At 32.5% G+C, this 12682-nt stretch carries 10 protein-coding genes; all 10 read left to right on the forward strand.

Annotated elements, in window-relative coordinates:
- The first annotated feature begins 1 nt into the window (after window position 1).
- The 10 genes from mfd to ACVRZD_RS09995 all read left to right on the forward strand — a co-directional run bounded on the left by mfd (window position 2) and on the right by ACVRZD_RS09995 (window position 12407).
- On the forward strand, window positions 2–3505 hold the full coding sequence (gene mfd / locus ACVRZD_RS09950) for a transcription-repair coupling factor (RefSeq protein WP_447450468.1): 3504 nt from the start codon (window positions 2–4) through the stop codon (window positions 3503–3505).
- Window positions 3465–4976, forward strand: a complete 1512-nt coding sequence (locus ACVRZD_RS09955) for an oligosaccharide flippase family protein (RefSeq protein WP_037627377.1) — start codon at window positions 3465–3467, stop codon at window positions 4974–4976. Before mfd ends, ACVRZD_RS09955 begins: the two co-directional genes overlap by 41 nt.
- Before the next feature lie 28 nt (window positions 4977–5004).
- A complete protein-coding gene (locus ACVRZD_RS09960; RefSeq protein WP_037627375.1) occupies window positions 5005–5277 on the forward strand; it encodes an RNA-binding S4 domain-containing protein in 273 nt (90 codons plus the stop codon).
- Window positions 5264–5635: an FtsB family cell division protein gene (locus ACVRZD_RS09965; protein ID WP_037627373.1), complete on the forward strand. Its 372-nt coding sequence runs from the start codon at window positions 5264–5266 to the stop codon at window positions 5633–5635. Before ACVRZD_RS09960 ends, ACVRZD_RS09965 begins: the two co-directional genes overlap by 14 nt.
- A 1-nt stretch (window position 5636) precedes the next feature.
- Window positions 5637–5753 (forward strand): SP_0009 family protein, encoded by a 117-nt coding sequence (locus ACVRZD_RS09970; RefSeq protein ID WP_268987902.1) that lies wholly within the window; start codon window positions 5637–5639, stop codon window positions 5751–5753.
- Between the two features lie 14 nt (window positions 5754–5767).
- Window positions 5768–7054 carry a serine hydrolase gene (locus tag ACVRZD_RS09975; RefSeq protein ID WP_037627371.1) on the forward strand — a complete coding sequence of 429 codons (1287 nt, stop codon included), beginning with the start codon at window positions 5768–5770 and terminating at the stop codon, window positions 7052–7054.
- Window positions 7051–8334 (forward strand): tRNA lysidine(34) synthetase TilS, encoded by a 1284-nt coding sequence (gene tilS / locus ACVRZD_RS09980; protein WP_037627368.1) that lies wholly within the window; start codon window positions 7051–7053, stop codon window positions 8332–8334. Before ACVRZD_RS09975 ends, tilS begins: the two co-directional genes overlap by 4 nt.
- A gap of 4 nt (window positions 8335–8338) precedes the next feature.
- Window positions 8339–8881: a hypoxanthine phosphoribosyltransferase gene (gene hpt / locus ACVRZD_RS09985; RefSeq protein WP_037627365.1), complete on the forward strand. Its 543-nt coding sequence runs from the start codon at window positions 8339–8341 to the stop codon at window positions 8879–8881.
- 21 nt (window positions 8882–8902) lie between these two features.
- Complete coding sequence (gene ftsH, locus ACVRZD_RS09990; RefSeq protein ID WP_037627363.1) at window positions 8903–10876, forward strand: ATP-dependent zinc metalloprotease FtsH; 1974 nt, start codon at window positions 8903–8905, stop codon at window positions 10874–10876.
- A gap of 133 nt (window positions 10877–11009) precedes the next feature.
- Complete coding sequence (locus ACVRZD_RS09995; RefSeq protein WP_037627360.1) at window positions 11010–12407, forward strand: APC family permease; 1398 nt, start codon at window positions 11010–11012, stop codon at window positions 12405–12407.
- Window positions 12408–12682: the final 275 nt, after the last annotated feature.

A 12682-nucleotide genomic window follows, 5' to 3' on the forward strand; every position in this document is an offset into this window, starting at 1 on the left:
AATGAATATATTAGAATTAGTCAGTCAAAATAAAGCCATCCAATCTTGGATTGCTGGCACAAGAACTTTAGGACGGCAATTAGTAATGGGATTATCTGGTTCTAGTAAGGCTTTGGCTATTGCTGCCAACTTTATTGATCAACCAGAAAAGATTGTTATTGTTACAGCGAGTCAGAATGACAGTGATAAATTGAGTAGTGATTTATCAGCCCTTTTGGGTGAAGAAAATGTTTTTCAATTTTTTTCTGATGACGCTGCGGCAGCTGAATTTATCTTTTCTTCTTTGGATAGAGCTATTTCTAGAATTGAAGCCATCAATTTTTTAGTTAATCAAGAACAACCTGGTATTTTAGTGACAAATGTGATTGGTCTACGAACTTTGTTACCAAATCCAAAGGTCTATCAAAACAGTCAATTAACTTTTGAAGTTGGTATGGACTATCATTTAGATCAATTAGTTAAACAATTGACTAATATTGGTTATCAAAAAGTTTCGCAAGTTATAAATCCAGGTGAATTCAGTCGACGTGGAGATATTCTTGATATTTATGAAATAACTGAAGAAAATCCTTATCGTATTGAATTCTTTGGTGATGAAGTAGATGGCATCCGCCAATTTGATAGTGAAAGTCAAAAATCTATTCTTCAAAAAGATATGATCACGGTTATTCCAGCAAGCGATGCTATTCTTGAAGAAAAAGATTATGCGCGTGGTATTGAAAAATTAGAAGCTACAATAAAACTTGTCAATGAAGAGACAAAATCATACTTAACTGATGTGATTTCTGTCTCAAAAGATGGCTATAGGCATAAAGATTTACGTCAATTTTTATCAATTTTCTATGAAAAAGAATGGACACTCTTAGATTACATGCCAAAAGGAACACCACTCTTTTTCGACGATTTTCAAAAGATTTTAGATAAAAATGCTAAATTTGATTTAGAAGTGGCCAATTTACTAACTGATCATTTACAGCAAGGGAAGGCAATTCCTAGTTTAAATTATTTTGCGGATAACTATCGTGATTTTCGAAATTACAAACCTGCTACCTTCTTTTCTAACTTTCATAAGGGTCTTGGCAATATTAAGTTTGATAAATTACATCAGTTAACACAATATGCCATGCAAGAATTCTACAATCAATTTCCACTTTTGGTTGATGAAATAAAAAGGTATCAAAAAGCACAGGCTACTGTACTTGTTCAAGTAGAGTCACAACAAGCTTATGAAAAATTACTAAAAAATTTAGAAGGCTATGATTTTATTTTACCTTTAGTTGATACTAATGCTATTGAACCTAAGCAGGTTCAAATAATTATTGGTCAAATTTCAAGTGGTTTCTATTTTGCTGATGAAAAGATTGCTTTAATTACAGAACATGAAATTTATCATAAACGGATTAAGCGTCGTGTTCGTAAATCAAATATTAGTAATGCCGAACGTTTAAAAGATTATAATGAATTAGCAAAAGGCGACTATGTTGTTCATAATGTCCATGGGATTGGTAAATTTTTAGGAATTGAAACTATTGAAATTCATGGTGTCCATCGAGATTATGTCACTATCCAATATCAAAATTCAGACCGTATTTCTTTGCCAGTCGAACAAATTGAAAGTTTATCAAAATATGTTTCGGCTGATGGTAAAGAACCTAAAATTAATAAACTTAATGATGGTCGTTTCCAAAAGACCAAACAAAAAGTTACTAAACAAGTTGAAGACATTGCTGATGATTTATTAAAATTGTATGCTGAGCGTAGCCAGTTAAAAGGTTATCAATTCTCACCAGATGACCAGTTACAAGCATCCTTTGAAGATGATTTTGCTTTTGTTGAGACAGATGATCAAATTAGATCCAGTAAAGAAATCAAGACAGATATGGAAAGTAGTCATCCGATGGATCGCTTACTTGTTGGAGATGTTGGCTTTGGTAAAACTGAGGTTGCCATGCGAGCAGCCTTTAAAGCAGTCAATGACCATAAACAAGTAGCAATCTTAGTACCTACTACAGTTCTTGCTCAACAACATTATGAAAATTTTAAAGAAAGATTTGAAAATTATCCTGTTGAAGTTGATGTCCTTAGTCGTTTTAGAAGTAAAAAAGAACAAACAGCAACTTTAGAGAAATTAGCTAAAGGGAGCGTGGATATTATTATCGGGACACATCGTCTCTTGTCAAAAGATGTTACCTTTTCTGATTTAGGCTTGATTGTCATTGATGAAGAACAACGTTTTGGGGTTAAACATAAAGAAAAATTAAAAGAGTTAAAAACTAAGGTTGATGTTTTAACCTTAACAGCAACGCCTATACCAAGAACTTTACACATGTCTATGCTTGGTATTAGGGATTTGTCAGTTATTGAGACGCCTCCAACCAATCGTTATCCTGTCCAGACTTATGTGATGGAAACCAACCCTGGGATTGTCCGCGAAGCCATTATCCGAGAAATGGACCGTGGAGGTCAGGTTTTCTATGTATACAATAAGGTTGAGACGATAGATAAGAAGGTGGCACAATTACAAGAGTTGGTGCCGGAAGCAACTGTTGGTTTTGTCCATGGGCAAATGAGTGAAATTCAACTGGAAAACACTTTGATTGACTTTATTAATGGTGATTACGATGTCCTTGTGGCGACAACTATCATTGAAACAGGGGTTGATATTTCCAATGTTAATACCCTCTTTGTTGAAAACGCTGATCATATGGGTCTTTCCACCCTATATCAATTACGTGGTCGTGTCGGACGTTCCAACCGCATTGCTTACGCCTACCTCATGTATCGTCCAGATAAAGTTTTAAGTGAAGTTTCAGAGAAACGACTTGAGGCTATTAAAGGCTTTACGGAATTGGGGTCCGGCTTTAAAATTGCCATGCGTGACTTGTCAATTCGTGGAGCTGGTAATATTTTAGGTGCTTCGCAGAGCGGCTTCATTGATTCAGTTGGGTTTGAAATGTACTCACAGCTGTTAGAAGACGCTATTGCAAGTAGGCAGGGCAAAACAAGTGTTCGTAAAAAAGGCAATGCTGAGATTAATCTCCAAATTGATGCCTATTTACCATTTGATTACCTCAGTGATGAACGTCAAAAAATTGAAATCTATAAACGAATTCGAGAAATTGATAATCGTCAAGATTATACAGAATTACAAGAAGAATTAATTGACCGATTTGGTGAATATCCAGATCAAGTTGCCTATTTATTGGAAATTGGACTCTTAAAAGCCTTTATGGATCAAGCTTTTGCCGAATTAGTTGAAAGAAAAGATAATCAAGTGACAGTTCGTTTTGAAAAAGCATCACTCAAATATTATATGACTCAAGATTATTTTGAAGCTCTTTCAAAAACAAGTTTGAAAGCCAGAATCAGTGAAAATAATGGTAAAATTGATATAATTTTTAATGTCAAAAATGTAAAAGATTATAGCATTTTAGAAGAAATGATGTTATTTGGAGAAATGTTAAGTGAAATTAAACATCGAAAAGCGTCAAAATCTGACCAGTAAATCAAGCTTAGCAATTACCATTAGTGGTTTTTTAGCTAAAATTCTTGCAGCTATTTACCGCGTACCCTATCAAAATCTTGTTGGTGATAGGGGCTTTTATGCTTACCAACAGGTCTATCCTATCCTAGCTATTATTAGTGCTTTAAGTTTGACGGCTTTTCCTAATGTGATTGCTAGTATTTATCAAAAAAGTAAAAAAACGGATTTATATCTTTTATTTAAATTTCAGATATTATCAAGTTTTATCCTAGCTAGCATTCTCTTACTAGCTAATCAGTCATTAGCTAGATTAATTGGTAGTATCCAATTAGCTCCAAGTATTATTTTGACAGCTTTTGTTTTATTAACAATACCTTTTATGTCTTTTTATAGAGGGTTAGCACAAGCTCATGGTGATATGATACCAACAGCAGTTAGTCAGGTGCTAGAACAGAGTGTTCGCGTCTTTATCATTATTTTAGCTGCTCTGGCTTATTATCTCTTTGATTGGGATGTTTATTTCACAGCAAATGTAGCAGCATCAGGAAACTTATTAGCCAGTCTAGCTATTTTAGCTTACTTTGTCTTGAAGTCACCGACATCTCTTTTATTTCTCTTTAAGAAACATAAAACGTCTTTTAAGAACTTAAGACAAATTGGTTGGGCCTCAACAGTCTTTATCTTTTTCACCATTTACCTTTTACTTTTTCAGTTTATTGATGCCTTATTTGTCAAACAATCATTGCAATCCAGTGGGATAACATCAATTCAGGCTGAGATTACTAAAGGTATTTATGACCGAGGCCAGCCTTTATTACAATTTGGTTTGATTTTCTCGACTGCCTTTTTCACTACACATTTACCTAAATTGTCAAAAAGTTATCATCAAAAAGAAGCTAATTATGAAGAAGATAGTCAAACATTCTTTGATTTTATTACTTATCTTAATTTGACTTTAACAGCTGGTTTTATGCTAATTCTTCCGGCCATGAATATGGTTTTATTTGAAGATAAGAAGGGCAGCGCAGCTTTGGAAGTGTACTTGCTGATGATTTTACTAGCTAGTCTCATCCAGTATTGCCACCAAAAACACTTTATTGAAAATCACCAAAAAAGATCTTTCATCATACTTGTGAGTGGTTTGATTCTGAAACTGTTTTTGACGCCAATCTTAACTTATTATTTTGGCATCATTGGTTCATCATTGTCAGGTGTTATCCCTCTCCTCATCATTTTCCTTTTATATCTCAAGGTCAGTGGTGTGAGAATGACTAGTTTAAAAAATATTAGATATTTTCTGGCTTTAAGCTTAATGATGGTTTTTGTGGGAATTAGCCAAGGTTTCTTACCACAAAAAGAACGTTTAGATAGTCTCTTAGCTATCTTTATTTCAATAGGCCTAGGGCTCCTTGTCTTTATTTTGTCTAGTGTCAAGCTAAGGGCCTTCAGTCAGAATTTATGGTCATATCTACCATTTAAACAAAAAAAGTGATAGAATAAAATGGACTGTGAGGTAAATTATGAGATTAGATAAATATTTAAAGGTATCACGCATCATCAAGCGTCGTCCTGTTGCAAAAGAAGTTGCAGATAAAGGAAGAATCAAGGTTAATGGTGTCCTAGCAAAAAGTTCAACCGATTTAAAAATTAATGATCATATTGAAATAAGATTTGGTAATAAATTGTTAACGGTACGTGTTTTAGAAATGAAAGATAGTACTAAAAAAGAAGATGCTGAAAAAATGTATGACATTATTAAAGAAACAAGGATAGAAAGTAATGAAGAAGCCTAGTATTGTTCAATTAAATAATCAATACATTCATAGTGAAAATCTAAAAAAACGTTTTGAAGAGAAAGAAAATCAAAAACGGAATCGGTTTATTGGTTGGATTTTGATTGTCATGATGTTTCTCTTTATTTTGCCAACTTATAATCTGGTGAAAAGTTATGTTAGTCTTCAAGATCAGCATAAGCAGATTGTTAAATTAGAAAAAGAATATAAAGAGTTGGAAAAAAGTACCAAAGAAGAAAAAAGTTTTGCAAAGCAATTGAAAGATGATGACTATGTCAGAAAATATGCGCGTGCAAAGTATTATTTGTCTAGGGAAGGTGAAAAAATTTATCCTGTTCCAGGGTTATTGCCAAAATAATATGGATGATATGATTAAGAAAATCGAAACATTTTTAGCTTATTCTGATCAAAAATTAGAAGAGTTACAGGCTGAAAATCAAAAATTAAAAGAAGATAAATATCGTAAAGATAAGTAAAGAAAGGAGAAAACATGAAAAAAATATTAGCAGTTTTTGTAATGCTTTTTTTCATGTCTCCAATTCCTATTATTTCTACTGAAAAACAACTTCATTTAAGTAAAGAAAAGATTTATCAATTAGATCAATCGGTTGCAACCAAAGTAACTTATTTTGATACCATACCTCAAAACCCAAATGTTTTTTCTGAAGAAAATAGTTACAAAGACTCTAACTTGACTCAGTTTGCCAAATTTATAGAACCAAATGAAGATTTTTCAATAACTAATTTACAGATAAATGAAAATGGAAAACCAGTATTTCAGTTATCAGATGGTAATTACATTGAAGCAAATAAACAATTGATTTATGATGATACATTAATTAATCAAAAGGATATCAGTCAAGAATTTTGGACTCAAGTTGGTATTACTTTATATGATCAGCCTTACGTAAAAGGTGTTCAAGCTTCCAAAACTACAATTGATAGTTATAAAAAAGTTCATGCTAGTAGGATATCGCAAACTCAACAAGGGATTTATTATTATATTGATAATAAAGGTTGGGCTTCTGCAAATGAGTTGTCAATTTCAGATAATCGTATGATTAAGGTACAAGAAATGCTATCTGAAAAATATAATAAGGAAAACTATTCTATATTTGTTAAACAACTTAACAGTCAAGCAAGTGCAGGAATTAATGCTGATAAGCAAATGTATTCAGCAAGTATAGCTAAATTAGGAACTTTATACTTTATTCAAGAAAGAATTAAAAAAGGTCAATTAAGTCCTGATACACCGTTTAAATACACTGATGAAGTTAATCATTTTAAAGGTGACTATGATCCTTCTGGATCTGGGAAAATTAGCAAAGAAGCTGATAATAAAGAGTACAGTGTTGATAATTTGTTGAGAGCTGTTTCACAGCACTCAGATAATGTAGCTACAAATATCTTAGGATATTATGGTGCTGATAAATATGATGTAACTTTTACCAATCAAATGTTAGCTTTATCAGGCTTACCGTGGGATATGGAAAAGAGAAATCTGTCTTCTCGTCAGGCTGCTAGAGTTATGGAAGCTATTTATTATCAAAATGGTAAAATAATCTCTTATATGTCACATACAGATTTTGATGATAAACGTATTTCAAAAAATATTTCTGTTCCTGTTGCTCATAAAATTGGAGATGCCTATGACTATAAACATGATGTAGCAATTGTTTATGCAGATTCTCCTTTTATTCTTTCTATTTTTACAGATAAATCATCATATGATGATTTAAGTAAAATTGCTGATGACGTTTATTCAATATTAAAATGACATATCAAAAAATTTATAATTATATCAAACAAAAAGGTCTATTTGATCAACATAAACGGGTATTAATAGCTGTATCAGGTGGAGTAGATTCAATGAATTTACTGCACTTTTTACATCTTAATCAAAACAACTTACAGATAGCTATAGCTATTATTCATGTTAATCACAAGCAACGCCCGGAATCTGATCAGGAAGAGGAATACTTAGAAAATTGGGCTAAAGAAAAGCAAATTCCTTTTTATAAAGCAGATTTTTTTGGTTCATTTAGTGAAAATAATGCCCGTGATTTTCGTTATAGCTTTTTTAAGAAAATCATGGAAAATGAAAATTATTCTGCCCTTGTTACAGCTCATCATGCTGATGACCAAGCAGAAACAGTTTTTATGCGTCTATTGAGAGGAGCAAGATTGAGACATCTTTCTTCAATTAAAGAGTGTCAATCATTTGGAAGTGGCCAACTAATCAGACCCTTTCTTACCATTTCAAAAGCTGACTTACCAAAAATTTTTCACTTTGAAGATGCTTCTAATCAAACAAATGAGTACTTAAGGAATCGTATTCGAAATCAATATTTACCGGAACTTCGTCAAGAAAATCCACAATTTAATTACTCATTGTTAGCATTGTCTAAAGAATCATCAGTTTTAATTCAAGCATTGAAAGATTTAATTCCTGCTCATTCAATAAATCAATTTTCTTATTTTTTGAATAATAGTACTGCAGTTCAATATTTTTGTTTTCAGGAATATATTGAACAATTTTCTGATTTATCTATTTCAAAAAGTCAATTTGAAGAATTACTTTCATTATTAAGACGGAAAAAAACAGGCACTTATCCAATCAATCAAACCTACCAATTAGTTATTTCTTATGATAGTTTTCTTATTGAAAAAATCAGTCTAAAGACTGAGAGAAAAGACAGTCAAGTTTTGATAGAATATGGTACTAGTAATAAGTACAATAATTGTACTTTTACATTTAGTCACTTATCTCAAGACATAGCACATGAGTTAATGATACCGATTTACCAGCTATCTCCGATTACCTTACGTGGTAGGATGACTGGTGATATAATTGATTTTGGACAGTTTTCAAAGAAAATCAGGAGACTATTCATTGATGGTAAATTTACTGCTAAAGAGCGAGAAAATGCTATAATTGGTTTACAAAAGGATGAGATTATATTTGTACTGATTGCTGATAAAACATATTTGAGAAAAGCATCTAAACATGATATAATGTTGGCTAAACTGTATGTTGAAAATTTAGAAAAAAGGTGACATCATGCTGGAGCAAGATATTAAAAAAATTCTCTATTCAGAAGAAGATATTATAAAAAAAACAAAAGAACTTGGACAACAATTAACAAAAGATTATCAGGGGAAAAATCCATTAATGGTTGGTGTATTAAAAGGATCCGTTCCTTTTATGGCTGAGTTAATGAAGCATATTGATACTCACGTTGAAATTGATTTCATGGTTGTCTCAAGTTACCACGGAGGTACAACTAGTAGTGGTGAAGTAAAGATTTTAAAAGATGTTGATACTACCATCGAGGGAAGAGATATCATCTTTATTGAAGATATTATTGATACTGGTCGTACATTGAAATACTTAAGAGATATGTTTAAATATAGAAAAGCTAATTCAGTAAAAATTGCAACTTTATTTGACAAACCTGAAGGTCGTGTTGTTGAAATCGAAGCAGACTATGTTTGTTATAATATTCCAAATGAATTTATTGTTGGTTTCGGTTTAGATTATGCTGAAAATTATCGTAATTTACCATATGTTGGAGTTTTAAAAGAAGAAGTCTATTCAAAATAGAAAAAGGTCAATTATCGTTATATGAAAAATAATAAGAATAATGGGTTTGTGAAAAATTCTTTTATTTATATCTTATTGATTGTTGTGGTTATCACAGGTTTTCAATATTATCTAAAGGGAACTAGCACACAAAGTCAACAGGTTAGTTATTCAAAACTAATCAAACAAGTAAAGGCTGGTGATGTTAAAAATTTAACTTATCAACCAAGTGGAAATATTATCCAAGTTAAGGGTGAATATAACAAACCACAAAGCGTCAAAACTGATCCAAATGTTTCCTTTTTTGGAACAGATTCAGCTAGAAAAGTAACAGAATTTACAGCTTTGGTTTTACCAAACGATTCGACACTTAAAGACGTAACAAGTGCAGCTGATAAATCAGGAACAACTATTACTGTCAAACAAGAAAGTTCAAGTGGAACTTGGATTTCATTATTAATGAGTTTCTTGCCTATTGTCATTTTCGCTGGTTTCATGATTATGATGATGAACCAAGGTGGTGGTGCACGTGGTGCAATGAGTTTTGGTAAAAACAAAGCTAAATCACAAACCAAGGGTGATGTAAAAGTTAGATTTACTGATGTGGCTGGAGCTGAAGAAGAGAAACAGGAACTTGTTGAAGTTGTTGATTTTCTTAAAAATCCTAAAAAATATAAGGCTTTAGGTGCGCGTATTCCATCTGGTGTTCTTTTAGAGGGACCTCCAGGAACTGGTAAAACCCTTCTTGCAAAAGCTGTTGCTGGTGAAGCCGGCGTTCCTTTCTTTAGTATTTCTGGTTCTGACTTCGTTGAAATGTTTGTCGGTGTCGGTGCTAGTCGTGTTCGTTCTCTTTTTGAGGATGCTAAGAAAGCTGAACGAGCAATCATCTTTATCGATGAAATTGATGCAGTTGGTCGTCGTCGTGGAGCTGGTATGGGAGGCGGTAATGATGAACGTGAACAAACTTTAAACCAATTATTGATTGAAATGGATGGATTTGAAGGTAATGAAAGTATCATTGTTATTGCGGCAACTAACCGTAGTGACGTATTAGACCCTGCCTTGCTTAGACCAGGTCGTTTTGATAGGAAAGTTCTTGTTGGACGTCCAGATGTTAAGGGACGCGAAGCTATTCTGAAAGTACATGCCAAAAATAAACCACTTAACGATGATGTTAATTTGAAGGTTGTTGCACAACAAACACCAGGTTTTGTTGGTGCTGATTTAGAAAATGTTTTAAATGAGGCTGCTTTGGTAGCTGCACGACGTAATAAAACGAAAATTGATGCTTCTGATATTGATGAAGCAGAGGATCGCGTTATTGCTGGACCTTCTAAAAAAGACCGTACTATTTCTCAAAGAGAACGTGAAATGGTTGCTTATCATGAAGCAGGCCATACCATTGTTGGTTTAACATTATCAAATGCGCGTGTTGTTCACAAGGTAACTATTGTTCCTCGTGGTCGTGCGGGTGGTTACATGATTGCTCTTCCTAAAGAAGATCAAATGTTACTTTCTAAGGATGATTTAAAAGAACAATTAGCTGGTTTAATGGGTGGTCGAGTTGCTGAGGAGATTATCTTTAATGCACAAACTACTGGCGCATCAAATGACTTTGAACAAGCTACTCAAATGGCCCGTGCTATGGTTACTGAGTATGGTATGAGTGACAAACTTGGTCCAGTTCAATATGAAGGTAATCATGCAATGATGCCTGGTCAAATTTCTCCTGAAAAATCATATTCTGCGCAGACTGCTCAAATGATTGATGATGAAGTTAGGGAGTTATTAAATCAAGCAAGAAATCAGGCAGCAGACATTATTAATGAAAATAGAGAAACACACAAGTTAATTGCTGAAGCTCTATTGAAATATGAAACATTAGATGCTGAACAAATCAAATCCATCTATGAAACAGGTAAAATGCCTGCTGAGAATGAGGATGAAAATGAGGATGTTCATGCATTATCATATGAAGAAATAAAAGATAAAATGGTTACAGAAGAAGGATCCTAATTTTCTGTTTTATATAAAAAAGCTATTAGAGTAATGTTTATTTTCTTATTCTAATAGCTTTTTATTATGCAATTTACATTACTAGTTGGCTGTGTTAAACTAGTTACAATTAGGAAAAGAAGGTAAAAAATAAATGACAATATTTCGTAAGAAAAATAATAGTAAAAATAAAACTGAAATGAGAAGGCATTTAAAAGTAAATGACTTAATATTTTTAGGTTTAGGTTCTATGGTTGGAACTGGTATTTTTACAATTACAGGAATAGGGGCAGCACAGTATGCAGGTCCAGCTCTAACAATTTCAATTATTATTTCTGCTCTTGCAATTGGTATCTTAGCCTTATTTTATGCTGAATTTGCTTCGAGAGTTCCTGCAAATGGCGGTGCGTATAGTTATGTTTATGCAACCTTAGGAGAATTCCCCGCCTGGATAGTTGGCTGGTACATCATTATGGAATTTTTAACTGCAATCTCAAGTGTAGCAGTGGGTTGGGGAAGTTATCTCAAAGGACTGCTTAGCAGTTACGGTATTATTATTCCTAAAATGCTAAACGAAACTTTCAATCCTAAACATGGAACATATATTGATATTCTCCCCGTTTTTGTCATGTTAGTTGTAATGACAATAGTTTTAATGAATTCTAAAACCGCTCTAAGATTTAATAGTTTATTGGTTATTTTAAAATTTTCTGCCTTATTTATATTTATTTTAGTGGGAATATTTTTCATAAAGCCAGAAAATTGGTCAAATTTTGCACCATATGGTATTGGAAAAATTTATGGCGGCCAGTCAGGAATATTTGCTGGAGCATCAGTTATGTTTTTTGCTTTCTTAGGTTTTGAATCAATTTCAATGACTGTTGATGAAGTTAAGAATCCGCAAAATACGATTCCCAAGGGAATAACATTATCACTAATTATTGTAACAATTCTATATGTATTGGTAACTATTATTTTAACTGGTATTATTCACTATACTAAATTGAATGTACCAGATGCTGTTTCCTTTGCATTAAGAAGTATTGGAATGGAATGGGTAGCTAACTACGTGTCAATTGTTGCAGTCCTTACTTTAATTACCGTTTGTATTTCAATGACTTTTGCCTTAGCAAGAATTGTTTACTCTATCAGTAGAGATGGTTTATTGCCAAAGAGCTTGCATAAAATAACTTCAAAAAACTTTGTTCCAAAAAATGCAACTTTACTTGTCGGAATATTATCAATGATTTGTGCCGGGTTATTTCCACTCGCTAGTTTAGCAGAGTTTGTTAACATTTGTACACTTGCTTATTTGATTATTATGTCGATTGCAATTATTAAACTTAGAAAAGATATGGGGAATCCCAAAAAAGGAGAGTTTAAAACACCACTGGTGCCATTACTTCCAATATTAGCTATCATAATTTGTCTATCTTTTATGAGCCAATATATGAAAATAACATGGGTAGCATTTGGAATAACAACATGCATTGGAACATTAATTTATATTTTGTATGGGTATAAACACTCAACAGAAAATAAAATTCAATAGAATAGCTGTCAAAGTGAAGAGATAAACTATTTCTCTTCACTTTTTTAGAAAATCATGTAATAAGCAACTATAAAATCGTAGAAAATTAATAAAATATTGGATAAATAGCAATGTTAGAAAATAATCAGAGCTTTTTCTGAAATATTTTTGAAAGTTCTAAAATGAAGTTAGCCACTTAAAGGGTATCAAAAAAACATCTCAGAGAGATATAATTGTAATCTACCACAACAACAATTGGAAGGTCTCTGAGATGCAAAACTATTATACACCAAAAG

It is taken from the genome of Streptococcus hongkongensis (assembly GCF_053206145.1).

Excerpts from the sequence above, each read along its gene's own strand:
- ACVRZD_RS09960 (WP_037627375.1), top strand. The coding sequence starts at position 5,005 with ATGAGATTAGATAAATATTTAAAGGTATCACGCATCATCAAGCGTCGT.
- ACVRZD_RS09975 (WP_037627371.1), top strand. The coding sequence starts at position 5,768 with ATGAAAAAAATATTAGCAGTTTTTGTAATGCTTTTTTTCATGTCTCCA.
- ftsH (WP_037627363.1), top strand. The coding sequence starts at position 8,903 with ATGAAAAATAATAAGAATAATGGGTTTGTGAAAAATTCTTTTATTTAT.
- ACVRZD_RS09970 (WP_268987902.1), top strand. The coding sequence starts at position 5,637 with ATGGATGATATGATTAAGAAAATCGAAACATTTTTAGCTTATTCTGAT.
- mfd (WP_447450468.1), top strand. The coding sequence starts at position 2 with ATGAATATATTAGAATTAGTCAGTCAAAATAAAGCCATCCAATCTTGG.
- hpt (WP_037627365.1), top strand. The coding sequence starts at position 8,339 with ATGCTGGAGCAAGATATTAAAAAAATTCTCTATTCAGAAGAAGATATT.
- ACVRZD_RS09995 (WP_037627360.1), top strand. The coding sequence starts at position 11,010 with ATGACAATATTTCGTAAGAAAAATAATAGTAAAAATAAAACTGAAATG.
- tilS (WP_037627368.1), top strand. The coding sequence starts at position 7,051 with ATGACATATCAAAAAATTTATAATTATATCAAACAAAAAGGTCTATTT.
- ACVRZD_RS09965 (WP_037627373.1), top strand. The coding sequence starts at position 5,264 with ATGAAGAAGCCTAGTATTGTTCAATTAAATAATCAATACATTCATAGT.